This is a genomic window from Paenibacillus sp. MZ04-78.2 (genome assembly GCF_024213375.1).
Lineage (GTDB): Bacteria > Bacillota > Bacilli > Paenibacillales > NBRC-103111 > Paenibacillus_G.
In genome coordinates, this window is the sequence record NZ_JANAVJ010000033.1 from 20,309 (window position 1) to 44,920 (window position 24,612).

Below are 24,612 nucleotides of genomic sequence, written 5' to 3' on the forward strand. Positions count from 1 at the left end.
CTAACGGTAGGTCAATTATATCACAAACACTAACATTTGCAAATAACGGATTTACAGCAGCCCCAGAAATCGCGGTGACGCTCGGCCTTTAAAGCATCTCCGGCAAAATCATTCGGTTTTCCAAATACGCGGCCGGCAAACCTCAGGAAAACTTTGTCCTTTCACCTTGCTGTCGTAGAAAAAAAGACAAGCCCGGCTCCGACATGTTGGTCATGTAGATCGGGCTTTTTTCAGCTGGGGGGACGTTACCCTACAATCGTGCGGCTAGCGCACCACAGTACGCAACAGATCGTTTGTTAGGATTAGTGTTGCGGAATTTTTTTAAGAAACTGATCAATGGAATCATGATAAGCGGGTACGGTAATTTGTCTAGGGTTGAATAAGAAAATCAATGTCGACTTTAGTTCCGAATTAATGGTATCGGTGTGTATTGCGCCATGGTCGGCATCCGGGAAAACTTTCACGGTTAACAGCTCCGGTTTGACTATCTTGCGATACACTTCTTCCGTATCTTTGTAATCCACGTTAATGTCGTGTGCACCCAGCATCAGAAGTACCGGTGTTTTGAAATTTGGTAAGTCATTGGTCGCATCCGACAAAAAGTTTTTGCCGGCAAATATCCACCTGTCTTCTGACATTAATCGATCCTTACGAGCAACTTTTAAATATTCCTCATACGGAGCTTTTTGTTTTAAAAGTTTGTTCACTTCAAGATCGTATGCCGTTTTCGCTTGAATATCAGCTTCAGAATATCCTTGCTTCTCCATTTCTGCACGGGAATGATATAATCCTTGCTTTACCCAATTAATAGCGGGTGCCAGAAGCATACTAAATGCGATCGGCTCTTCTTTGGCGAGTTTTGGAATAACCCATCCTCCTTGGCTCGCTCCCCAAGCCCCAATCCGATTCTCGTCAATCATAGGCTGTTGCTTTGCCCACGCAATCGCCTGTCTCGCTTCTACTACCCGATCGTCGATGGTTTGATGCTCCCAGTTGCCTTCAGAACCGTTAAGGCCGCGTTTATTTAGAGACAAAGAGGCATAGCCTATGGAAGCCAAATGCTCCCAGAGAGGTTTATATCCATCATCATGAGTGGAATTAATAGCACCATCGCCATGAATAAATAAAACGAGTCCTAATTTCCCGGTATAATTTTGAGGCAGTACGAAAGTACCGGTCAACTTGCCTTGAGGTGTCTGGATCTCTATATCTTGTTCGACCATGTCGTAGTTATGTTGTGCAAGAATGTAAATCCCTGAACCACCTACTAAAAATATCAAAATAAGAATGGAAATGAATATTTTCTTTTTCATCATCGTTCTCCTTACATAAGTTGTCTATTTGATCAAAATAAAATGGTCAGATAAGGAACGAAACACGCTTAAGAAAACGGTTAGAGCTTATCGGGCAAATTCTTCATGATACACCGCCCTTCTGAAGTAAATTTCCGCAAGTCTATCGCGGTTCTGTAGCCTGCATCCGCCAGTATTGACGCGTCTCTTCGTCACGGACAACGACGCCGTGCTTGGCTGCCTCACTGCGCAGCTCTTTGGCCTCGCGCCCGTCCTCTTTCTTGAGCGCCTTTTCGCGCGCCTTCAACAGCGCGTTGACCGCAGGCGGTAGATCGGGAGTGTCGTGCACCCAGCGGTGGTACTGCCCCTTGTACGGGTCGCCGTCGGGCGACCAAGCATACCCGTGCGCCGTTAAGGCGCTGACTATACGTTCGCTCGCCCATTCGTATTTTTCACGGGCAAGCTCCTGCCCCGCATGCCCAAGGAGCACAAGCTGCTTGCCGTCAAGGAAAACCATGCTGATATTTTCGAAACTGAGCTCTTGACCGCCCCCGTCTTTTTCCAGCCGGATCATTTCGCCAGAGACCACCACACGCAGTGTATCTTTGATCACCTCTTCGGCGAACCAGAGGCCGACGAGCAGGCCAAGAATCGAAGTGACGACGGTGGTCACCCACGCCCCCGAGAAGGACGAAATTAGCTTAAGCGGCCCTTGAAACGGTATCCATGGCAAGGTCGCAGCCCATTGGGCGATCATCGGGATGAAGTACCCAAGCGCAATACCGAGGATGGTACACCCTATAAAAATCAGGGCACGAATAATAAAGGGAAAGCCGATTACGGTCGGTTTTTGGGACGACGGCCGCGATACACTCATATGATATGACCTCCTAAGATGATTCAAGAGATGGTGGATTCAGATCGCTACACCTCTTATTTACCTAACGGTAAGTCAATAGTATCACAAAAACTAACATTTGCAAATAACAGATTTACAGCAGCCCCAAAATCGCGGTGACGCTCTGCCTTTAAAGCATCTCCGGCAAAATCATTTGGTTTTCCAGATGCGCGGCCGGCAAACCTTCTGTACATCCCATCTGGCTGTCGTAGAAAAACACAAGCCCGGCTCCGACATGTAGGACATACGGAACCGGGCATTTTCAGGGGGGATGTTACCCTACAATCGTGCGGCTAGCGCACCACAGCACACAACAGATAGCTTGTTAGGATTGTTGTTGCGGAAGTTTTTTAAGAAACCGCTCAATGGATTCATTATACGCGGGTACGGTAATTTGTCTAGGCGCGAATAAGCTAAGCCATATCGCCCGTAGTTCCGAATCTGAGGTTTCGATGTGTACCGCTCTATGTTCGGCATCCGGGTAAATTTCCACGTTTAGCAGCTCCGGTTTTACCATCTTGCGATACACTTCCTCCGTATTTTTGTAATCCACGTTGATATCGTGTGCTCCCAGCATTAGAAGTACGGGTGTCTTGAAATTCGGTAAGTCATTGGTCGAATCCGACAAAAAGTTTTTGCCAGCAAATCCCCATCTGTCTTCTGTCATTATTCTATCCTTACGAGCAATTTTTAAATATTCCTCATACGGAGCTTTTTGTTTTAAAAGTTTGTTCACTTCAAGATCGTATGCAATTTTCGCTTGAACTTCAGCTTCGGGTTTTCCATCCTTTTCCATCGTTGCGCGCGAATGATATAGCCCCTGTTGCACCCAATTAATCCCAGGCGCTAAAAGAAGGCTAAATGCGAGCGGCTCTTCTTTGGCAAGTTTCGGAACAACCCATCCTCCTTGGCTCGCTCCCCAAGCTCCAATCCGATTTTTGTCAATCATAGACTGTTGCCTTGCCCACTCAATCGCCTGCCTCGCTTCTACTACCCGATCGTCGATGGTTTGATGCTCCCAGTTGCCTTCAGAACCGTTAATGCCTCGTTTATTTAAAGACAAAGAGGCATAGCCTATGGAAGCTAACCGCTCCCAAAGGGGCTTATAGGCACCACCAAGAGTGGAGTCGACAGGACCGTCGCCATGAACAAATAACACGAGGCCTAATTTTCCAGTATAAGCTTTAGGTAATACAAAAGTACCGGTCAACTTGCCTTGAGGTGTCTGGATCTCTACTTCTTGTTCGACCATATCGTAGTTATGTTGTACAAGAATATAAATCCCTGAACCAACTGCTAAAAGTAACAAAATTAGAATGGATATGAATATTTTCTTTTTCATCATCGTTCTCCTTACAAAAGGTGTCTATTTGATCAATATAAAATGGTCACTTTCTTTTTCACAAATCGCCTATTTCCGGTATCAAGCGCGTATCCGAGCAACATCAATTCGTTCGAAGTGGCAGGAGGCGGTCCGCGTGCAAGATAAGGAACGAAACACGCGCAAGAAAACGGTTAGAGCTTATCGGACAAATTCTTCATGATACACCGCCCTTCCGAAGTAAATTTCTGCAAGTTTATTGCGGTTCTGTAGCCTGCAACCGCCAGTATTGACGCGTCTCTTCGTCACGGACAACAACGCCGTGCTTGGCTGCCTCGCTGCGCAGCTCTTTGGCTTCGCGCCCGTCCTCTTTCTTGAGCGCCTTTTCGCGCGCCTTCAACAGCGCGTTGACCGCAGGCGGCAGATCGGGGGTGTCCTGCACCCAGCGGTGGTACTGCCCCTTGTACGGGTCGCCGTCGGGCGACCAAGAATACCCGTGCGCCGTTAAAGCGCTGACTATACGCTCGCTCGCCCATTCGTATTTTTCACGGGCAAGCTCCTGCCCCGCATGCCCAAGGAGCACAAGCTGCTTGCCGTCAAGGAAAACCATGCTGATATTTTCGAAACTGAGCTCTTGACCGCCCCCGTCTTTTTCCAGCCGGATCATTTCGCCAGAGACCACTACACGCAGCGTATCTTTGATCACCTCTTCGGCGAACCAGAGGCCGACGAGCAGGCCAAGAATCGAAGTGACGACGGTGGTCACCCACGCCCCCGAGAAGGACGAAATTAGCTTAAGCGGCCCTTGAAACGGTATCCATGGCAAGGTCGCAGCCCACTGGGCGATCATCGGGATGAAGTACCCGAGCGCAATACCGAGGATGGTACACCCTATAAAAATCAGGGCACGAATAATAAAGGGAAAGCCGATTACGGTCGGTTTTTGGGACGACGGCCGCGATGCACTCATATGATATGACCTCCTAAGATGATTCAAGAGATGGCGGATTCGGATCGCTACACCTCTTATTTACCTAACGGTAAGTCAATAGTATCACAAAAACTAACATTTGCAAATAACAGATTTAAAGCAGCCCCAGAAATCGCGGCGGCGTAGCATATAAACGAAACCAAAAATTGGGAATGGTTTCAAAGCATACCCCAAAATAATGAAGGGAAGGATACCACTTGAATTTCAGATTACATTAGGTGAGGAGTTATCAAAATTTATGAAAGCCATTTGGATCATCCCTATATTCGCTTTGTTGGTATGTTCGGGCTGTGGCCAATACAAGACAAACCAAGTATCGCATCAAGCGACGCCGAAAGGGACAGCGTACAACAATATAAAAACTTCCCAAACACCGGATTTGCTTGATGGGCCGGAGGGAGCAATCCGAAATCCTCACCCGCTTTCATTAGCCGATTTGCACGCCAAGTATAAAAGTACTTTTTTACTGAGTGGCCCATCGTCGAAACGCGAAGTCGCTCTAACGTTCGATGATGTTCCCGACGACAAGTTTACCCCTAGAGTGCTGGATATTTTAAAAAGTGAAGGCGTAAAGGCAACGTTTTTTCTCATCGGCAATCGGGTCGAAGCCCATCCCGAAATTGTCCAAAGAATGATTAATGAGGGCCATGTTGTGGGGAACCACTCCTACAATCATGCGAATTTGCCAAAACTAAGCGATGTTGATTTCCGAAACCAAGTCGTTAAAACAGACAATATCATTCGCTCAATTTCGGGGTATACACCAAAATTTATTCGACCCCCCTATGGAAATATTAGCGAAACTCAAATTCAATGGCTGGCCAGTCAGCATAAGACGATTGTAAACTGGAATGTTGATTCGTTGGATTGGAAGGGATTAAATGCAGAACAAGTCAAGACAAATGTCTTGGCCCATGTGCATCCGGGTTCGATCATCCTTCAGCACGCGGCGGGGGGAGCCGGAGAGGATTTGACGGGCTCCGTTCAAGCCCTGCCCGAAATCATTAAAAAACTACGACACGACGGCGTGAAGTTGGTTACTATTCCCGAATTGCTAAATCTCCCGGCAGGTACATGAATATAGGGGAATCCATACATAGCTGCGGGAAGATGATTGTTTTCGCTGTGCTGCTCCTTTTTTCCCTAGTCCCTGTGCTTTCATCCGCAGGAGAAGCATTCGGCAAAACGTCGAGTGATTTTTCAAAAGTAAAAGTTCCCGATGTATTTCCGCAAGAAACAAAGGAAAAAATGAAGGAAATCAATCAGTTTTTGGCGATGGGTTTTAAGGCGAAACCGCGATGTTTGAAGCGTATTCCGTGAAATTCCAGGAAGGTATTACTTTCATTGATAGGGGTTTAACTTACCTAACGACGCTAAAATGGGGCTGTTCTCGGAAGAATTTAAAAACGTTTGGGTATTGGTTAAGAAACGACTTTACGATTCTTGAAAATTTCACTTCTAAACCTCATCGCTTCAAAATTTTATTGGGCACTTCAAAACATTTTTGTCAACCAACAGCAGTCTAGATTGCACTTCATTGACAACTATTACATAACGTAATAAAATATTTTTACGTAAATACAAAATTTCATAAAGGCGGTGGCTTCATGAACTTGCTAATCTTGGGTGGTACCCGGTTTCTGGGAAGGGCTTTGGCGGAGGCGGCGCTGGATCGGGGGCATACGTTGACGCTCTTTCATCGCGGCCGGCACAGTCAAGACGCATTTCCCGAAGCAGAGCACCTTATAGGGGACCGGGAAAGCGAGCTAGAGCTGTTGCGCGGCAGAACCTGGGATGCGGTGATCGACACGTGCGGCATTGTTCCCCGCGTCGTACGCTCCTCGGTAGAACTGCTGAAGGACCGGGTAGGACATTATACGTTTATTTCGTCCGCATCGGTGTATGAGGATCTAACGCGGTTACACATCGGGGAAGACGCCCCTGTCGCAACTCTCTCCGATGAGAGCACTGAGGACGAGACACAGCATTACGGCGCGCTCAAAGCGCTTTGCGAGAAAACGATCGAAGCCGCCATGCCCGGCAGAGCGCTGCATATCCGGCCCGGTCTGATCGTCGGCCCGTACGATTACTCGGACCGCTTCACGTACTGGCCCCATCGGATCGCACAAGGGGGAGAAGTGCTGGTACCGCCGAAAGAGGGACGTGTTCAGGTCATCGACGTCAGGGACCTCGCCGCGTGGATTATCCTTTTGGTTGAGAAGCAGACGGTCGGCACGTTTCATGCCAGCGGCAGCGACTTTACGATGGAACAGATTGTCGACGTTTGCGCCCGGTTCAGCAGCCGTCCCGCCGAGTTCACCTGGGTCACCGAACCGTTCTTGAGAGAGCAGCAGGTCGGCCAATGGATCGAGCTTCCTCTCTGGCTGCAAAGCGACAGCTTGATCGGCTTGTTCGCCATGGACAATACGAAGGCTTTTGCTTCTGGGCTAACGACCAGACCGTTAATCGATACGGTACGCGACACTCTCGGATGGGATCGAAGCCGCCCGCCGGAGGAGAAGCGCGAAGCCGGACTGGACCCGGCCCGCGAGGCGGAGCTGCTCCGCCTGTGGCATAGCAGGGATGCCGCCGCTCCTCGCCCTTGACCTTCGCAACCCGCTGCAAGCTGACGGGCGGTTCGCTTCTTTCATCGGCTATGCGGCCATGGGGCTACGAGCAGCCATCGTGCTTCGGCTTGTAATCGCTCGGGGCTTGACCGGTCCATCGGCGGAATTGCCGGGAGAAATGGCTCGCGGATTGAAACCCGAGCCGCTCGGCGATTTCCGCCATCGGCAGGTTCGTCGTCACCAGCAGTTCCTTCGCCAGACTCAGCTTTCTTCGGCTGACGTACTGTTTTGGCGACAGGCCGTACACCTTGGAGAACAGCTTCGAGCATTGGCTGCGGCTCAGATGAAGCTCCTCTGCCACGGCGGAAATCGTCGCTTCTTCACGAAAGCTTCCGGCCAGCCGCTCCTCGATCGCATGAGCCACATCGATTGCGAATAAAGTAGCCTCTTTGGACGAAGCTTGACCGGCGTTCGCATCCCGCTCCCGGATTAACGCAAGCACATCCCGAACGATGAGAAGCGTGTACGCTTGCAGCAGCAGCCGGTCCTCGAACCGGGGGTTCAGCTCCTCGCGCCAAGGCATGTCCCCATCCGTATCGGGAGCGACGTACTGCCGCATCATGTCTTCCAATTCCTGAACATAGAATGAAAGCTTCCCGCAGTTCGCAGATCCGGACGGAATATGGGAAAAAGGCGCAGCCCCCAGCACGCTCCGCACCTCCGCGTCGTCCAAGTCGAAATGCACGTTGAAGAACCGGTAATGCGAGGTTGCGGCTGCCGCGGATTCGTGACGGATGCCCGATTTGATCAGCAGCCAATCCCCTGGACGAAGTAACAAGGAAGTCCGGTTAATTTCGTGCACCGATTCGCCCTCCAGGCAGCAGATCAATTCGTACAAATGATGATGATGCCGCGGGTACCGCCAACCCGGCGGCTTGATGCCGAAGTGACAGCCGGTCACCTGCAGCGTCTGTGTCATATTAGGAAAATGGTATAAACGGTCCATGCCAGTGACAGCTCCCTTCTGGCCAAATCCACGCTTTCCCCCAATGTAACACGTTTCGCAGGCTGGCGTCATCTCGTTGCCGGCATCCAAGATCTCCACAAACTATAAAAAAACGGCGCCAACCTTTTAAACAGGTCGACACCAGCTTCATAGTACCTTATTATACCGTTACCTGCGATACCGGTCCGAGCTCTGGCCGGTCCGTGAACGTCAGCTCTCGCTTCTCTGTTCCATGAAGCTCGAACACGACGATCTCGTTCTCGCCTTGCCGCAGCAGCGGCGCAGGAATATACAGCGTCTGCTGCGGCCCGCGCTTCCAGTAACGTCCCAGATGGAAGCCGTTGACGAACACGATGCCTTTGTCCCAGCCATCCAAGCGCAGGAACGTATCCGCCGGCTGTCCCTCGATCGGCAGCACCGCGCGGTAAAAGCCCGGGTATCCCGGCTCCGCTTCCTTCCCGTCAAAGCTGACCGAAGCTACGTCCTCCAGCGGCAGCGGATAGATATTCCAGCCGAACAGGAACTGGTTGCCGTGGCGCACGCCTTCCGTAATGCCTTTGCGGTCGAGCATGAACGGTCCGTAGTTGATGCGGCCCATATTTTCGACCAAAATGCGCAGCGTCGCTCCACCCTCCGGCACGGCAAAAGCCACCTTCTTGCTCGGGTCCCACCGCTCGATCACGCCCAAGAACTCGTCGTTCACATAAACCAGCGCCCGGTCGCGGCAATCCTGCAGCACGAGCTCCCGTTCCTCCCGCGGCCCCGTGATGAACGTTTCGTACAGGATGAACCCGTCGTTTTGTCCGACCGCTTCCATCGGCTCCGGGCAAGTACGGCGGACCGCATCCGACAGGCTGTCCAGTTGCCCGAACAGCGAAGCCGCTTCGCGAACCGGCACGCTTCCGTAGGCGGCCTTCGGAATCGGCCGCGGCAGCTCCAGCGGCGGCAGCTCCACGTAGCGGGACAGCGTTTCCCGCACCGCGTAAAACTTATCCGTCGGCTCGCCGGATTCGTTTAGCGGCACATCGTAATCGTAGCTGGTGATCGTCGGCTCGTAATGATCGCGCTGTGGACAGTTCGCTCCGCTCATATAGCCGAAGTTCGTTCCGCCGTGGAACATGTAGAAATTGACCGAAGCGCCAAGACGGAGCATATCGTCGAATACGTCCGCTACGTCCTTCGCATCCCGCGTATGGTGTTGCTCGCCCCAATGGTCGAACCAGCCGTTCCAATATTCCATGCACATGATTGGTCCGTCCGGCTGGTATTTCCGCAGCATCTCGAACGCTTCCTCCGCCCGGGACCCGAAGTTCACCGTCTCCAGCACGCCGGGAATCATGCCGCCCTGCAGCATGAAGTGCTCCGGCCCGTCGGAGGTGAACAGCAGCACGTCCATTCCCCGCTGCAGCATCGCATCCTTCAAATAAACCAGGTACGCCCGGTCGTTCCCGTAGCTACCGTACTCGTTTTCAACCTGCATCGCGATAATCGGGCCGCCGTTCGTGCACAGCAGCGGCTTGAGCAGCGGAAGCAACACGTCATAGTACGCGTCGACGCGGTCAAGATACGGCCGGTGCATGCAGCGCACCCGCATGCCCGGATCGGCGAGCAGCCAGGCCGGCAGCCCGCCGAATTCCCACTCCGCGCAAATGTACGGGCTCGGCCGCACGATCACGTGCAGACCGACCTCGCCGGCAATCTCAACAAAACGAACCACGTCCGCCAGTCCGTCAAAACGGAACTGACCCGGCTTTGGCTCGTGAAGATTCCAAGGAATATACGTTTCTACAGTATTGAAGCAGCAGGCTTTCAGCTTAAGCAGGCGATCCCGCCAATACTCGGGCACCACCCGGAAATAATGAATCGCGCCGGAAACAAGACGGATCGGTTTCCCGTCCAGACAAAATTGCCCGTTTTGCACATCAAACGTCGCCATAAGAGCACCCTTTCTGCATTCGGTATTTCCCTTTATCTTAGAACGTCCGCAGACAATACCGAATAGCCAAAGCGTCCGATTATTTGACCTTTTTTTCCGTTGGTCGGGTAGTGTAGGGCTGGAAAGGAAACAGATATTCTTGCAGCTGGGTGGGATACAAAAAAATCCTTGGAGGGAATTATCCCCCACAAGGATTATCAAGAAATATTTTATCTATTCGACTTCGGTCATAATCTAATATCCAGTTATTATATTTGTCATAAACTACTCTTAACGTCTTTGTATCATCTGCTACAACATCCATACCTCTGTCATCGTAGACATAAAATATGGATTTTTTCGTTTCATTGACCAAAAAGATATCTCCAACAATATGCGGCTCGTATCCCATTTCTCGATTTGCAATTGCACCCAATAATTCTTCCACCTTCAAATCTTTCGCTTTAACCTTTGTGCAATATCGTAACGTAACAGTATCGTCGTCATTTTCATCCGGGTCTTTATAGCGAAATTCTTGCTCTAGCTTATCAATATCTTCTTTTCTGACTCCAGACGCATACGCCAGAAATAGTTCATAAACATCCTTCTCAAAAGAAGCGACCGGATTTTCACCCCAACTATCAACAAAAACTGTTAAATATACGTCATCAGTTGGCTGATTCAGTTCGTTAAATATGGACAATGCCCTATGAATTACTCTTTCGACCCTACTTTGCTCATTAAGATTGCCCCCTAGTTCAAATCTAATAGCAATTTCAGAACTGTAAAAAAGGGGGCTTTTTAATTGAAGACCAGGAAATTTACTGGATATAAACTCATCTAACTGATTATTATAACCCATTCATTCACCGCCCATGATTTGTATATGACGGAAAGGGGGGACATTCCCCCTCCACCATATCACTAATTCAGTTTTAGTAGTTATGACTTCGCCGCCAACAGTAATATTATACTTTTAATATATTTTTCAAGCATTGCATGTGAGTACAGGCATATTAGGGGAATATCATACGGGGAAGATGAGGGTTATGTTTAGTTATCTTCGGCCGCCCGATTTATTCGGCAATGGGTAGGGATAAAGAAAAAACCTTGAGGATTGTCCCCCAAGGTCACATCATGCTACATAGAAATATCCACATTGATTCTTTTTAGCTGAACTGCTAAGTTCCAATTCAAAGGTTTTGGTTTTGACGAGCTAAACCAGTTAGCCCCCTTACTTAGCCACCTAATCCTATATTCTTCAATTGACTCTGGATTGTCCTTTGCATCATCATCAAACCCAGACTCAAACCCACAACAACTACATATTTCATAAGTTGGAAAACCATCTTTATCCCATTGAGGATAACTCAATTCATTATAACCACAGACTGCACAAATATATTTACTCATAATGACATCCTCTTACTCTTTATGGATTGGCTGTTGTAATCCTCATGAAATAATTGTAACCAGCATTTGGGTCACTACTTCCAAATTTAGGTTTATAAAGACTCCCTATCGTACCATCACTATGGACAAATACCATATCGTTATTGCCTCTATTAAAAATCACCTTTGAACTTCCCTGATATCTTTCAATAATATTTACTCCATCGACTTTTGATGTTGCTAAGTCATAAGCAAAATTATAATAATCGTGTTTTGTAAAGTCATCTCCATATTCCCTCGCACCTCCGCTTTTACCAAGAACATGTTTGTCATAATGGTTATCAAAATTTCTAAAACCACTATAACAATTCGTATTATGCACCCAAATCCCAAGGTCACTGACAAAGTACGTATGGAACTCATCAACTGTCATGTTGTAAACTGTGACGTGCTTCTGTTCAAGTTCAATGCTGTCTACACTGAGTGTATTCCCATCGCTCTGAACAAGCAAGTCACCGGGTTTGAGGTCTTTGACGAACGTCCATCCTTTGTTTTTTACATAGAACGGATGATTAAAGGTTGCTTCAATCGTTTGGCCGCCCACGTGGATTTTGTAAATCTCATCCGTCTCATGGTTAAACGTAGCCGAAACCTCTTTATACGCCACTGCTCCGGTTTCATCAGACTTAGCGAGAACCTTATCCCCTACCTCGATTTCCTCGATAGGTTTCTCCCCTTTATCCGTGAGAACCTTCGTCCCGGCGGTAAAGCAGTTGCACCCGTTGACCAGCTTCTTAGCGGTATTTTCCGCTTTTTTCATCCATGGCCCCATAAACAAACGCTCAAGCTGCTTCTCCACGGCGATGACGCCTTTGGTCGCATACTTGCCCGCATGCTTCAATCCCGGAATCGGGATCAGGCTCAGCGCACTGCCGATACCTTCCGCCCAGCGGTCTCCTGTAGACAAGCGTTCACCAGTTACGAAGTTGGTGCCCAGGAACGCTTGCTGGAAGCCTTTGAGCGTGCCTACCCACGGTACTGCATCGACGAGGAAGTTGCCTCCCTGCAAGAGGAACGACGAATCGCCATCCCGGCTCAGGCCGAACGGGTCCACATAGGAGACCGGATTGCCGTTGACATAAGCGTACCGGTTTAGCGTCGAAGCCTCGGAGATCGTTCCGGTCACGACGTCGCGGTTGACGAAACGTTTGATCTCCGGCTGGTAATATCGGGCTCTCATGTAGTACAAGCCATTCGGGTCCGTCATGACCCCGTCGCGTCCGTTGTATTGGAACGGGTTGTCTGTGTTCCCTTCGTGCTTCAACGTTTCCCCGTACGGGCCGTACGTGTAACGATCCGTCACTTGTCCCTTGGCGTCGGTCAAGGCGATCGTACTGCCGCGGCGGTCGTAATGATACGTCCGGTATTCACCCGACGCTTCTTCCCGGCCGAGCAGTCCCAGACCGTAGACATAGTAAGCCTTGGCCTTTCCTTGGTCGTCCTTCTCCATCAGCACCTGCGGCAGCCAAGCGTTCGGGTTCACAACATACCGCGTGGTCTGTCCGCCCGAAGTCACGGCAATGCGCTGGTTCTCGGCATTATAAGCGTAGCTTACTCCGCCTGCCGCAATCAACCGGTTGCGCGCATCGTAACGATATTCCTGCATCGTCCCGCCGAGTGGACCCCCAATCATGTTCCCATTCGGATCGTAGGTGACAGGGTTTCCGTTAAACGTCGCAAGGCGGTTATCCGACGTATACGTCATGGCGATATTTCCCGGAACCGAACCAGAAAGACTCGTCATGGAAGCATATGTTGCCGAGGTGACCGTTCCTGCCGCGCTTCGTCCATACACAGCCGCCGTGACTCCTTGCGCTCGGAGGCTCGCAGCTTCATTGCGCTCTTGAATGACGTTGCCCGCTTCATCGTATCCAAATTGATATTGGCTGATATAGCTGCCGCCCGCGGCGCGGTCCCACAGCTTCATCAACTGACCGGCTGCGTCATAGTCCCGGGTCTCCACGCTGCCGTCCGGGCGGGTGGTGGTCAGAAGGCGGCCGTTCGCATCGTATCCGTACGCGGTTTTGCGTCCCGCCCAGTCTGTCACTTCCTTCATGCGGCCGGCGGCATCGTACGTATAAGTTACTTTTTTCCCATCGGGATAGGTCAATGTCGTCAACTGGCCGATTTCGTTATAGCCGTATTGCAGCACATTCCCATCGGTATCCGTATACTTGATCACCCGATCCAGTTTATCGTATTCCCGGGTAGCCGTTTTTCCCGACTGATCCGTAACGGCCGTGATGTTGCCGTTCGCATCGTACGTGTATGTCGCAGACCCTTCGGGATCGGTAAACCGGTCGAGCCTTCCGGCTTGGTCGTAACGGTAAGCCGTAGCTTGTCCGCGTCCGTTCGTCTCTTGTTCAAGCCGTCCGTTCGCATCGTAAGCATAGGTATGAGCATGGCCCGCGGCATTCGTCTCGCTGAGCAGCCGCCCTGCTTTATCATAGACGTACTTCGTTTCATTGCGATTCGGGTCGGCAACGCCGGTAATTTGGCTGACCGCGTCAAAAATTTGCGCGGCTTTCCCTTGCTTGGCGTCGGTAACCTCGACCAGACGGTTTAACTTATCGTAGGCGAGCTGCGTCTGGCGTCCTTTCGGATCGGTCCACTGGGTTAGCCGGTTTAATGCATCGAACTGCTGTGTGACTTTGCGGTTCAAAGCGTCCGTGATGGTGACCGGATTGCCCTTCGCATCGAACTCCACCGACCTGATTTTACGATTCATCGCATCATAGACGGCTATCATTCGATCCTTGACGTCGTATTCATAGCGGGTGGATTCGCCAAGCGCATTGGTCGACCGCACCGGTCGGCCCTTCGCATCGTAGGCGTACAGATTGCTGTGACCGAGTGCATTCGTTTCTTTCACCAAGCGGCCTTCGCCATCGTACTCGAAGCGGGTTTCTTGGTTCAGCGCATTTTTCACGCTGGTAAGATTTCCGTTGCCGTCGTAGAAATACTGCGTCACGTTTCCTTTGGCATCTGTTTCCGTCAACGGGTTCCCCATCGGATCGTACGTGTACGAAACCGTCTGTCCTGCCGGGTCCGTGACGCTGAGCACCAGGTCGTTCGCATTATAGGTCAGCACGGTCTCTTTGCCGTCATTTCCCTTGATCCCGACGACGCGACCGGCGGCATCGTAAGAGTAAGTGACCTTATTGCCTTCCTGATTGGTTACGGAAGTAAGCAAACCATTGGTGTAGCCGTAGGTCGTTTGCCTGGACAAAGCATCGGTTGCTTGAGTCATTAACCCGTTCGTATCATACGTATAGGTCGTTAGATGACCTTCCGGATCGGCTACCCCGATCAATCGGCCTTTGGCATCATAATGGCTGACGATCTGCTCGTTCTGCGGATTGGTGACCGTGAGCAAGTTGCTGTCGTCATCGTAGGTCATGGTTACTTTCTGACCGGATGCGTCCGTCACGCTAAGCAGGTTCCCCCTGCCGTCATACGCAAACGTATCCGTCTTGCGTTCCGCATCCGTCACCTGCGTCCGGTTGCCTTCGCTGTCATAGGTGTAGCTCGTTTCCTGACCGAGCGCATCCCGAACGCCAAGCAGCTGGTAGTTCTTATCGTGGGTCAACACGTTGACGCTGCCTTCACGATCGGTAACCGCCGTAACGAGGGTGCCGTCCTTCTCGACATACTCGAACTTCGTAGCGCGATGCCCGGCTACGGCATCCTGCTGCGCAATGATCCGGCCCTGGCTGTCGTACGTATTGCTGAATGTCCGGGTGCCTTGCTCCGTTGCCGTGAGAATGCGGCCTTTGTCGTCATAGCTGTATACCGTTTCCTGACCTGCGGGTCAGTATTATATTAAACATCCATCTCGAAATTCGAAATGCTACTAATCTCCTATTTTTGCCATGGTAAATGTACACTTGATCCCCCTTTTCCCTTCCCTATTGTAAAAAAATGCACACAATCCGCCCCAATATTTGGATAACTTTTCTTTCCTTGGGATATCCTAGAAACAATCATCCTCCAATTTTCGACAAGTTTCGCACATCATTGCTTGACATGGGGGCATTCTTTAAAGTATAGTAATCCCATCGGAATTAACATTAACTGACTCGTCAGTTAAGTGGAGAGGGGCGATGGAAGCTGCCTGCTTTACCGGAGCAAGATCAGAACCGCCGTCAGCAGCTGATGGCCGCGGCACTGGACTTATTTGCCCGCAAGGGATATCACGGCACCAAAATTTCCGACGTGGTCAAAGCCTCGGGGGTGTCGCAAGGCACGTTCTACTGGCATTTTCAAAGCAAAGAGCAGCTCGCGCTGGAGTTAATCGAAGGCGGCAAAGAGCGGCTGATCCAAGTCATTGAGCAAGGCTACCGCAAGCACGCGGGCACGGTAGACGACATGATGAGCTCGTCCGCGCGGCTGCTTACGGATCTGTTCGCCTTCGCCGACCGGAACCGGGATCTGATGGCTCTGCTGCTCATGAAAGGCCAGGGCGCGGACCCGCCGGTGCGGGAAGCCGTCTCGCAGACCTGGATCGCGTTCGAGGAAGCGTTCAAAAGCAACATTCAGCGGGCCATCGAGCTCGGAATGCTGCCGCGGACGAACGACTTGTCGCTGCGGGCCAACATTCTCGTCTGTTTAATTACCGGCGTGCTGTCCAAATGGCTGTTCGGACCTATGCACGACGTCAATTTTCAATCCACGTATTCACCGTCGGATATCGCCGAAGAAACCGCCAAGTTCGAATTCCGAGGCTTGCTCGGATAACCTATAATCCATCTACGAAGACCATAAGGAGGCAATTGTTATGTCTATCAAATTAAGCAAATGGTTTAAATCCGCTTCGCTGCTGAGCGTTCTTGCGATCGCGCTCGCGGGATGCGGAAGCAAGCCTGCCCCAGCACCGGATGCGAACGCCGGCAAGAAACCGGCCGAAACGACAACCGCCGCTAACTCGCTTGAGCAAATCAAGAAAGCCGGCAAAATCCGAGTCGGACTCATGGGCACCTACGCCCCGTACAACTTCCTGAACGACAAGCACGAGATTGACGGCTTCGATGCGGACGTTGCCAAGGCAGTAGCCAAACGTCTGGGCGTTCAAGTCGAATTCATCACCGGCGAGTTTTCCGGGCTGATCGAAGGGCTGCAAAAGGATAAATACGACGCGCTCGTAAGCCAGGTCACGATCACCGAGGACCGTAAGAAAACGATGGACTTCTCTACACCTTACGTGAAAAACGCCGTGAACGTTATCGTCAAGAGCGACAACACGACGATCCAAAAGCTCGAAGACTTCAAAGGCAAAAAGATCGGCGTCGGGCTCGGCACGAACGACGAGAAATATTTGCGCGACGTCGCCATGCCGAAGGTCGGCACGTTCGAAATCGCTACGTATAACGATGTCATCACCTCGCTGAAGGACCTGAACGTCGGCCGCATCGACGCGACAATCAATAACGTATTCGCCATCAAGCCGCTGATCGAGAAAAACCAATTCAAGGTCAAAGCGGTCGGAGACCCGATTAAAGAGGATTTTGCCGGTGTCGCCATCCGCAAGAACAACCCGGAGCTGCTCGACGCGATCAATAAAGCGCTGGCCGAGATGAAGACCGACGGCACGTTCAAAGAGATTTTCCAAAAATGGTTTGGCGTAGACCCGAACTTCTAATCAGCGCGGACCGGGAGGATGCACGGCATGGAACTGGTTTTACAGAACTTCCAATTTCTATTGACGGGGGCGTATTATACGCTGCTGATCACGATCGTCTCGATGTTCTTCGGACTGATCATCGGGATGATCGTCGCCATCGCCCGTCTCAAAGGAAATTGGCTCATAAGTAATCTGGCCAAAGGTTACGTGTCCATCATTCGCGGAACCCCGATTCTGGTACAGATCTTCATCATCTATTACGGACTACCCGACTACGGGATTACGCTCGGGCCGCTCACAGCGGCCTTTATTTCTCTTAGTATCAACATCGGCGCCTACTTGTCCGAGACGTTCCGCGGCGCGATTTTGTCCGTGCCCAAAGGGCAGACGGAAGCAGCCCTGTCGCTGGGCTTGACCCCATGGCAGACAATGCGGCGGGTCGTGCTGCCGCAGGCGGCCCGCGTGGCGATCCCGCCGATGGGCAATACGTTCATCGGGATGCTGAAGGAGACGTCGCTCGTGTCTGTCGTTACCGTGACCGAGCTGCTGCGCTCCGCCCAACTGCTGATTGCGCAGTATTATGTCGCCATGCCGTTTTATATCGCCATTGCTCTCATGTATTGGGTGATGAGCATGTCCTTTTCGTACATTTTAGACCGCATCGAATCTCGTTTGTCAAAAGCTTATTAAGGGAGTGTGATCTGCATGATCGAGGTAAACCAACTCGGCAAAAGCTTCGGCGATCTGGTCGTCTTCCGCGACATCAATCTACATATTCGCTCCCGCGAAATCGTGGTCTTGGTCGGCCCGAGCGGCTCCGGCAAAAGCACGCTGCTCCGCTGTCTGAACGGGCTGGAGGAGCCTGACGCAGGCTCGATTCGGGTGGGCGATGCGGCATGGGACGCCTCCATAGACGATGCAAGCAAAAAGCAGGCGATCCGGCACATCCGTACGTTAACCGGCATGGTGTTCCAGTCGTTCAATTTGTTCCCCCATATGACCGCCTTGGAGAACATCATTATGGCTCCCACGATTGTTAAAAAGCTGAGCCGGGCGCAGGCCGTGGAGATCGGAGAATCACTGCTCGCCAAGGTGGGGCTGTTAAATAAGAAGAACGAATATCCTTCCCGGCTGTCCGGCGGCCAGCAGCAGCGGGTCGCGATTGCCCGGGCTCTCGCCATGCAGCCGCAGATGATGCTGTTCGACGAGCCGACATCCGCGCTCGATCCCGAATTGACGGGCGAGGTGCTGTCCGTCATGAAGCAGCTTGCCGCGGAAGGTATGACGATGATCGTCGTCACCCATGAGATGAAGTTTGCGCGGGAAGCGGCGAACCGGGTTATTTTTATGAGCGACGGCAAAATTCAGGAAGAGGGCGCGCCGGAGCAGTTTTTCGTCCAGCCGCAGACGGAGCGGGCCCGCAAGTTTTTGCGGCAAATCGAAGGTGCGCCGGAGACGGAGTAACGAGGAAGATTGGAAGGAGTGGACATTGTGGTTCCGAGCAAAGCAGAGCATTTGAAGAACGTCGCGGCGCGGGCGCGGGCGATCATGGAGAAGGAAAATGTGAAAGCGCTCGTGGCGTCAAGCTGTGAAAATTTCTACTATTTGTCCGGCCACCCCAGCACGTTTATGTACACGCTGCGTATGAACGAAGTCGCGCTGGCCGTGATGTTCCGCGACCCGAGCCGCCGCACGGTGATCATCATGAACGAATTTGAAGCCGCGGGCGTTCCGACGGATTTGCCTGGATGCGAGCTGCGCACGTACCCGACCTGGGTCGACGTCGACGATCCGCTCGGGCTGCGCGGCGGGAATTACGAGGGGCGACGGCCCGTGAACCATCAGGTGCAGGAGATGTTTGGGCTGCTCGGGCAGGTGCTGGCCGAACACGGAATTGGCGGCGGCAGGGTGGCCGTGGAGCTGAACTCCATGCGGTATCCTGCCGTGAGTGCGCTGCGCGAAGCCGTCCCGGGCTTGGAATTCACGGAAGCGGGAGCGATCCTGACCGAGCTGCGCGCGCTCAAGACGCCTTGGGAAATCGTGCAGCTGCGCAAGAGCTGCGAATACGCCGAAATCGGCATCGCCGAAACGATCAAGGGAATCCGGGTCGGCAGCTCGGCCGCCGAGATTGCCGACGCCTTCCGGCTCGCGTTGCTGACGCATGCCGACGGCTCGTCCTCCCGCTTCCATATGATTTCGGTCGGGGCGCATTTTGCGCCTACGCATATATTCGACACGCGTCCCGGCCAGCCGGGCGATCTGATCAAATTCGATGTCGGCGTCGACGTGGCCGGCTACGGCTCGGACATTGCGCGCACGTTCGTGCTCGGCACGCCGTCGGATATGGTGAAGCGCATCTACGGCGCACTGCGGGCCGGACACGACCGGCTGCTGGAGCTGATCGAGCCAGGGCTGCCGATGAAGCGCGCTTTTGACGAAGTGATGCCGCTGATCCGCCGCTCGGGCCTCCCGAATTACAACCGGGGACATCTGGGGCACAGCGCGGGACTGAGTCTCGCGGCCGAGGAAGCCCCGTTCCTGAGCCCGTCGGAGGAAACCGTCTTCCGGCCGGGCATGGTCATTTGTCTGGAGACGCCGTACTACGGCTACGGTGTCGGCTCGATCATGATCGAGGACATGGTGCTGGTGACGGACAACGGCTGCGAGCGGCTGAACAAGCTGTCGCGGGATTTGATTACGCTGTAGATGGAAAAAGAAAAAGGTCAAAAAGACGCATTTACGTTGTCTTGAGCTTGTTGGGAAAGAGGTCAACTGAAGTATAGAGGTGTACGAGGGGGTGGGGTATCTACTTCCGTATGTTTCTCTATTTCAGTTCTTAACAAGCTCCAGATACGTTCACGCTGTCCATTTGACCTTTTTCTCGTTTATGGGCTATGAATGAAAGAATTGCTTGACCGTCCCTTTGCCGTCTTCCAATCGTTGCTCCTTCCTTGAAAACCGGATAGTTCATCGTAAGTCCCCCTCTCCCAATTTACACGATACTACCAAAGCTATCTTTTCGGATCAACCGGAATTTCATCCGTTTTTTTATCCAGTTCGGCTTGCGAACGGGCTTCGATCTGTTGCAAGGCCGTTTCCGCCGTGTCCTTACCTTTTAATAGCTTCTCCATCTCCTCGTTAATAATCGAATCGAAGGTCATCAAAAAACCTTTAGGCAGCTTGTCGAAGTTTTTATACATGGATTCGTTCGGCGGAGCATAACCTTTTTCAAAACCATCTACTCCTGTTCCCCATTGAAATCTAAACCTATTTTTCAAAATACATCCAAATCATCTTGCCACTATATGGTTAAAGTTCGCAAAAAAGAGTTGCCTACTCAAACGCAAAAAAACCTGCCTCTGTAGAAAGAGACAGATTTTTTTCCATAATGTTCCCCTTAGCCTTGGCTGTTAGCTGAGTCTGCGGAAGGCGCAGCCGGACGTTGTCCAGGCTTGCGGTCTACGAATTTGCCGATCGCCTCGTCCAAATTCGATTTGATTTGGCTGATGAGCTCGTCGCGGCTAATGCCTTTCTCCTGCGCGATTTCGGCCAGCGATTTGCCTGCTTTCATCGCGTCCTTGAGCTCCTGCTGGCTAATACCCAAAATCTTCGTCAGATTCTCGGGATTGCCCATCATCCCGAAAGCTCCTCTTTCGCCTTTTTCGCCGTGCTGACCTTGCGATTTCGTCGCGGTCACGGCTTGCTTCAAGTGGTCTGCCAGACCGGATTTACGCTTGTCCGCTTGATCCTGCGTGATCTTGCCCGCGCTCACCGCATCGTCAATCGCCTTCGTTTCGGCGTCGGTCAGCTTTTGGATGAGAGCATCTTCCGTCAAGCCCGCTTTTTCCTGCGCGACTTGCGCCAGCGTTTTGTTCTGCTTCAGCTCGTCCATCAGTGTTTTCTCATCCAGGTTAAGCAGCGTTGCCGTTTCTTTCAGAATGTTCACGCCGCCGCGGAAGCCCTGCCCTTCCCGACCGAAGCCTTTCTTGTCAAAGCCGCCCTTGCCGAACTTCCCATGTCCGTGCTGCGCGCTATCTGCGGTTGTGCCGCTTTCCGTGCTAGTCGTTGCCGCATACGCTTGAGAGTAATATAATCCGGCCCCTCCGAGAAGAAAGCCTGCTGCGATAGTTCCTGCCATCAATTTTTTTCCGATTGTTTTCATGCGGTTTCATGTCTCCTTTGAGTTGGAATTTGTGTTTCACTTACACTTTGAAGTATAGGAGCTGTACATTAATGGAACCTTAGTTTGGGCTGAGCGTTCGTTGAGCGAAAGCTGAATAAATGCTGAAAATGGAAAAAAACAAGTCGAATGCTGCCTCTCAACGGGCAAGCATCGGCTTGTTTTGAATTTCGTTGCTGAGGAAGTTCCAGACTCTAAGTGCGCGACTTTCGCCCGCGGGCCCTCGGAATAAAATCGGCCGGCAAAAGCCATGATATCCGTAAAGGAGGGATTTCCCATGAATATTATGGACGGGATGGACGCGGCCCGATACAATTCGGCGAACCCGGACGATAAAAGCAAAAAGAAGAAAGCCGAGGAAGACCGCAAAGAAATGCCGGCCCAAGTGCTGAGAAACTTAAACAACAAGTGACCGCTGGAAGGAAAGGAAATGCGCCATGACCCCCGATCACAACAAAACGGCAGACGAAAGCGCAGGAGATATCCGAAGCCTGGAAGTCGATTCCGACGTCAATGACGATCCGAACCGCGAAGCTCAGCTTGATCAGTCGTTTCAGAGCTTTTACGAGAACATCAAGCGGCAGGTTCGGGCGAAAGAGGAAATAACCAACGTCCCCGGGGAATCCGTCTTCGACGCGGCGGTCGGGATGGACGAAGAGGCGGAGGAAGCACAATAAGCGCAGCAAACAAGAGAAAGCTTCATCTGGCGATGCCCGGCATCGTTAGATGAAGCTTTTTTTGGTATGGAATGCGTCCGGAGGATTTTTTTGATACGCAACCTCGACCCTCTAGAGCGCTTATCAAGCGGCATCGGCGGAAGCTACTACAAAGTGCTTGCCGGAGTACGCCCTGTCTACCCGTCTTCCCAAGGGTTCGCCCTGATGCCGGAGCCGGTTGCCAAAGCCAAATACCCCTTCGAGTTAAGACCGAAGTACATTTACAGCGATCCTGCGTATTTGCTAAGCGGCTTAATCTGGGACATTCTCCTCATTCCCACCCAACGGAAAATGATGAAGCAAAGCGTCGTTGCCGAAACGGAAGGCGCGCTTTACCGCAGCGTATCGGAAAGCTTCCAGCACATGGGATGTGTTCGGCACGTTGGTCATCATCATCCTGCTGATTGTGCTGTACTTGATGCTGGTTAAGCCGTTCTGAGGAACGTCAACCAGTCATCACGCAATTAGCACAGGCTTGCGCTCATGGTAATTTAGGCCAATCCCTATCACTAGTGCTTTCATACTTTTCCATCACCCATGAGTCATTCTCTCGTTCCAAAATAATTGTATCTTGATATGCAACTTTCTTTTCATTTCGAATTGTATCAACCTTCATTTTTATTTGAAATCTATTGTCGACGATCTTTCTAACATTAATGGTCTTAAAACCTTGTATTTCACCATAATAAAATCTATAAAGAAGTAGTTGATTTGCATATTTATCAATTTTAATGTACTTTGCAGCTTGATTCAATGAAGGGTCGGACATGTATGCCAAATAAAACTCGTGTATAACTTGATTAACTTCATTTTCTTCCAAAGAATTTGGATCAGATTTAATAAAATAAACTAGAAATTAATACGATAATCGAAAGAAGGATAACAAAAAAAACTTTCAACCTACTCACTAATTCACCTTCTAAATTAAGCTATTATGAATATATGCCGGAACAACATAATGTCCCAGAATATACATATTATATCAAAATGGCGCTGTTTGAATCCAAACCTTTTCATCACTTTGTGAAGTGTAATCAACTAAAATTCGATTTCTTGGGTATCCATAAAACTTACCCCAGTCTTGCGAGATACTCGGATTATACCTTTGACCTATTTTGACATTGCTCCAGTGAGCATATACAATAGCCACCCTCCTCCTCGCAATTCTCTCAGCTCGCAAAAAAAGAAACGCAAACCCGGCAATTCTAACCGTGCAGGTTTGCGTTCTTTACTTTCTGCTTATTGTTCCGCCCAACGAGTCCTTGTAAATTTTCGCCACGTTATTGTAAACTTATCCTGTCCCCGGTACAAACCTCGACCTGCCCGTGACGGGACTCTTCCGTCATTCCTTTAAGTATGCCGAGATTTGACTCTTGGCGAAATTAATTCGATCTCTATATCAAATGAGGTGCTATACCATGAAATCGTTGGATGAACTCATTGACGAATCGGAGTCCACATGGCTAGAAGTGCAGGACTGGGTTTCCAAAGCCGCCAATACCGTCGAAATTTTACCGGCGAATCCGCACGAAGCCAGAGAGGTATTGCATCAACTGCAAATTACGACCAGGTCCGTATTAGGTACAGTTGCGTATTATACCGGCGGCATCTTCATCGAGAACGGTTGGCTGCGTATCTTGGGCTCCGGCAGTCGTCGGCTGCCGAGGAATTTGATCACGTGGAATGAAATCGGCACCGATGGAAAAAGCTCAAGACTTCCTTCATCGTTCTTAATCGCCGACGACGTAGCAGGCGGCTTTTTCGCGCTGAACGGTGGTGCTTTCGAGGGCAAGCCGGGAGATGTGTTTTATTTCGCTCCCGATACGTTGGAGTGGGAAAGTCTGGATATGGGTTTTTCAGATTTTTTATATTGGGCTTGCTTTGGCGATGTGCAGAAGTTTTATGAGACTTTTCGTTGGGAAGGCTGGGTGGAAGAGGTTCGGCATATCGATGGAAATCAGGGAGTGTCGATTTATCCGTTCTTGTGGGCGGACGGCGGTCCCGTTACCAGTCGCGCCAGATCCGTCGTGCCGATCGAGGAGCTATGGAAAATTTATGCATACGATAGTAAACTCAAATAAGAAAGTGCTAATTGGATAAGATTCCATCGAAAATGGGGTTTGATCCTTGTGAGAAACTCCTTCATCCTTGGGCCTAGTTGCTTGCTCGTTGTCGCACTGACTGCTATCTTTTTGAAAGACCCTGCAATATTTTATACGTATGCCGGGGGATTCGGGCTGATTTTTATGGGAGTGGCAGCGATCCTCACCGGTTCCGGCGTAAGCGGAGATCGGGAGAGGGCTAGTTATTGGATCAGCCATACCCATGACAGAGAAGCCAGACAGAAATGGGCAACGTATTGTTTTATAACCGGATTCCCCAACCTGCTCCTGGCCGCCGTCGTTTATTTCGGTTCGCTGTAAAACGGAAAAGCCGTTCATGTCCATATACCAAGGAGCGCACGGCTTTAAACACATCAACGAATCAGCATTCGCATTTCCAGTTACTTACAAAATTCGATTTGCTGCATCGTGTACGTCGTCAGACGAACCGGCAGTTTTGTATTCAGCGGCGCGCACTCCTGCACGTACGAATAGGCCTTGCTGCAAAAGCCTTCTGCGGCACGTGCACCGCCGTACATCTTCCTCTCCCGC

General features: G+C 51.1%; 26 protein-coding genes. 13 read left to right on the forward strand and 13 right to left on the reverse strand.

What is annotated here, in order from left to right; all coding sequences use genetic code 11:
- Nucleotides 1-302: 302 nt before the first annotated feature.
- From NLX71_RS19725 to NLX71_RS19740, 4 genes are all read right to left on the reverse strand, one after another.
- Nucleotides 303-1,313 carry an alpha/beta hydrolase family protein gene (locus NLX71_RS19725; protein WP_254365477.1) on the reverse strand — a complete coding sequence of 337 codons (1,011 nt, stop codon included), beginning with the start codon at nt 1,311-1,313 and terminating at the stop codon, nt 303-305.
- Between the two features lie 142 nt (nt 1,314-1,455).
- Nucleotides 1,456-2,169, reverse strand: coding sequence for a YqeB family protein (locus NLX71_RS19730; RefSeq protein WP_254365478.1), 714 nt, complete (start codon nt 2,167-2,169; stop codon nt 1,456-1,458).
- A gap of 346 nt (nt 2,170-2,515) precedes the next feature.
- Entirely contained in the window at nt 2,516-3,532 is a 1,017-nt protein-coding gene (locus tag NLX71_RS19735; RefSeq protein ID WP_254365479.1) for an alpha/beta hydrolase family protein, read from the reverse strand.
- Nucleotides 3,533-3,767: 235 nt separating this feature from the next.
- The gene (locus NLX71_RS19740) at nt 3,768-4,481 is read right to left on the reverse strand and encodes a YqeB family protein (protein ID WP_254365480.1); all 714 of its coding nucleotides are present in this window, start codon (nt 4,479-4,481) and stop codon (nt 3,768-3,770) included.
- 259 nt (nt 4,482-4,740) lie between these two features.
- On the opposite strand from NLX71_RS19740, the gene NLX71_RS19745 reads away from it, so the two are divergent.
- The 3 genes from NLX71_RS19745 (at nt 4,741) to NLX71_RS19755 (ending at nt 7,108) form a co-directional block, all read left to right on the forward strand.
- Nucleotides 4,741-5,580 carry a polysaccharide deacetylase family protein gene (locus NLX71_RS19745; RefSeq protein ID WP_254365481.1) on the forward strand — a complete coding sequence of 280 codons (840 nt, stop codon included), beginning with the start codon at nt 4,741-4,743 and terminating at the stop codon, nt 5,578-5,580.
- Complete coding sequence (locus NLX71_RS19750) at nt 5,577-5,822, forward strand: hypothetical protein (RefSeq protein WP_254365482.1); 246 nt, start codon at nt 5,577-5,579, stop codon at nt 5,820-5,822. Before NLX71_RS19745 ends, NLX71_RS19750 begins: the two co-directional genes overlap by 4 nt.
- Before the next feature lie 287 nt (nt 5,823-6,109).
- On the forward strand, nt 6,110-7,108 hold the full coding sequence (locus tag NLX71_RS19755; protein WP_254365483.1) for an NAD-dependent epimerase/dehydratase family protein: 999 nt from the start codon (nt 6,110-6,112) through the stop codon (nt 7,106-7,108).
- 64 nt (nt 7,109-7,172) lie between these two features.
- Here the strand turns inward: NLX71_RS19755 and NLX71_RS19760 are convergent, their stop codons facing one another.
- The 5 genes from NLX71_RS19760 to NLX71_RS19780 form a co-directional block, all read right to left on the reverse strand.
- A complete protein-coding gene (locus NLX71_RS19760; protein WP_254365484.1) occupies nt 7,173-8,075 on the reverse strand; it encodes an AraC family transcriptional regulator in 903 nt (300 codons plus the stop codon).
- Nucleotides 8,076-8,235: 160 nt separating this feature from the next.
- The gene (locus tag NLX71_RS19765; RefSeq protein WP_254365485.1) at nt 8,236-10,011 is read right to left on the reverse strand and encodes a glycoside hydrolase family 35 protein; all 1,776 of its coding nucleotides are present in this window, start codon (nt 10,009-10,011) and stop codon (nt 8,236-8,238) included.
- Between the two features lie 178 nt (nt 10,012-10,189).
- Nucleotides 10,190-10,852, reverse strand: a complete 663-nt coding sequence (locus NLX71_RS19770; protein ID WP_254365486.1) for a DUF3885 domain-containing protein — start codon at nt 10,850-10,852, stop codon at nt 10,190-10,192.
- Nucleotides 10,853-11,130: 278 nt separating this feature from the next.
- The gene (locus NLX71_RS19775) at nt 11,131-11,403 is read right to left on the reverse strand and encodes a hypothetical protein (RefSeq protein ID WP_254365487.1); all 273 of its coding nucleotides are present in this window, start codon (nt 11,401-11,403) and stop codon (nt 11,131-11,133) included.
- Nucleotides 11,404-11,422: 19 nt separating this feature from the next.
- The gene (locus tag NLX71_RS19780; protein WP_254365488.1) at nt 11,423-15,034 is read right to left on the reverse strand and encodes a polymorphic toxin-type HINT domain-containing protein; all 3,612 of its coding nucleotides are present in this window, start codon (nt 15,032-15,034) and stop codon (nt 11,423-11,425) included.
- A gap of 563 nt (nt 15,035-15,597) precedes the next feature.
- Here NLX71_RS19780 and NLX71_RS19785 point away from each other — a divergent pair.
- Genes NLX71_RS19785 through NLX71_RS19805 form a run of 5 tightly spaced genes read left to right on the forward strand, consistent with a single transcriptional unit; the run spans nt 15,598 to nt 19,768 of the window.
- Nucleotides 15,598-16,179: a TetR/AcrR family transcriptional regulator gene (locus NLX71_RS19785; RefSeq protein WP_254365489.1), complete on the forward strand. Its 582-nt coding sequence runs from the start codon at nt 15,598-15,600 to the stop codon at nt 16,177-16,179.
- A 40-nt stretch (nt 16,180-16,219) separates the two neighbouring features.
- Nucleotides 16,220-17,080: a transporter substrate-binding domain-containing protein gene (locus tag NLX71_RS19790; RefSeq protein ID WP_254365490.1), complete on the forward strand. Its 861-nt coding sequence runs from the start codon at nt 16,220-16,222 to the stop codon at nt 17,078-17,080.
- Between the two features lie 27 nt (nt 17,081-17,107).
- Complete coding sequence (locus NLX71_RS19795; RefSeq protein WP_254365491.1) at nt 17,108-17,752, forward strand: amino acid ABC transporter permease; 645 nt, start codon at nt 17,108-17,110, stop codon at nt 17,750-17,752.
- 15 nt (nt 17,753-17,767) lie between these two features.
- On the forward strand, nt 17,768-18,526 hold the full coding sequence (locus NLX71_RS19800) for an amino acid ABC transporter ATP-binding protein (RefSeq protein ID WP_254365492.1): 759 nt from the start codon (nt 17,768-17,770) through the stop codon (nt 18,524-18,526).
- 27 nt (nt 18,527-18,553) lie between these two features.
- Complete coding sequence (locus NLX71_RS19805) at nt 18,554-19,768, forward strand: M24 family metallopeptidase (protein ID WP_254365493.1); 1,215 nt, start codon at nt 18,554-18,556, stop codon at nt 19,766-19,768.
- Between the two features lie 130 nt (nt 19,769-19,898).
- Here NLX71_RS19805 and NLX71_RS26675 read toward each other — a convergent pair whose 3' ends face one another.
- The 3 genes from NLX71_RS26675 to NLX71_RS19815 all read right to left on the reverse strand — a co-directional run bounded on the left by NLX71_RS26675 (nt 19,899) and on the right by NLX71_RS19815 (nt 21,224).
- Nucleotides 19,899-20,033, reverse strand: a complete 135-nt coding sequence (locus tag NLX71_RS26675) for a hypothetical protein (protein ID WP_302058353.1) — start codon at nt 20,031-20,033, stop codon at nt 19,899-19,901.
- A gap of 40 nt (nt 20,034-20,073) precedes the next feature.
- Nucleotides 20,074-20,262 carry a hypothetical protein gene (locus NLX71_RS19810; RefSeq protein ID WP_254365494.1) on the reverse strand — a complete coding sequence of 63 codons (189 nt, stop codon included), beginning with the start codon at nt 20,260-20,262 and terminating at the stop codon, nt 20,074-20,076.
- A 197-nt stretch (nt 20,263-20,459) separates the two neighbouring features.
- The gene (locus NLX71_RS19815; protein ID WP_254365495.1) at nt 20,460-21,224 is read right to left on the reverse strand and encodes a hypothetical protein; all 765 of its coding nucleotides are present in this window, start codon (nt 21,222-21,224) and stop codon (nt 20,460-20,462) included.
- A 295-nt stretch (nt 21,225-21,519) separates the two neighbouring features.
- Here NLX71_RS19815 and NLX71_RS26680 point away from each other — a divergent pair, with 295 nt between their 5' ends.
- From NLX71_RS26680 to NLX71_RS27110, 5 genes are all read left to right on the forward strand, one after another.
- Complete coding sequence (locus NLX71_RS26680; RefSeq protein ID WP_302058354.1) at nt 21,520-21,654, forward strand: hypothetical protein; 135 nt, start codon at nt 21,520-21,522, stop codon at nt 21,652-21,654.
- 25 nt (nt 21,655-21,679) lie between these two features.
- Nucleotides 21,680-21,919, forward strand: coding sequence for a hypothetical protein (locus NLX71_RS19820; protein WP_254365496.1), 240 nt, complete (start codon nt 21,680-21,682; stop codon nt 21,917-21,919).
- A 90-nt stretch (nt 21,920-22,009) separates the two neighbouring features.
- Nucleotides 22,010-22,387 (forward strand): hypothetical protein, encoded by a 378-nt coding sequence (locus tag NLX71_RS19825; RefSeq protein WP_254365497.1) that lies wholly within the window; start codon nt 22,010-22,012, stop codon nt 22,385-22,387.
- Between the two features lie 989 nt (nt 22,388-23,376).
- A complete protein-coding gene (locus NLX71_RS19830) occupies nt 23,377-24,039 on the forward strand; it encodes a DUF2625 family protein (RefSeq protein ID WP_254365498.1) in 663 nt (220 codons plus the stop codon).
- Between the two features lie 48 nt (nt 24,040-24,087).
- Nucleotides 24,088-24,381: a DUF5316 family protein gene (locus tag NLX71_RS27110; protein WP_375377943.1), complete on the forward strand. Its 294-nt coding sequence runs from the start codon at nt 24,088-24,090 to the stop codon at nt 24,379-24,381.
- A gap of 80 nt (nt 24,382-24,461) precedes the next feature.
- Here NLX71_RS27110 and NLX71_RS19835 read toward each other — a convergent pair whose 3' ends face one another.
- Nucleotides 24,462-24,599 (reverse strand): hypothetical protein, encoded by a 138-nt coding sequence (locus tag NLX71_RS19835; protein WP_254365499.1) that lies wholly within the window; start codon nt 24,597-24,599, stop codon nt 24,462-24,464.
- Nucleotides 24,600-24,612 lie beyond the last annotated feature (13 nt).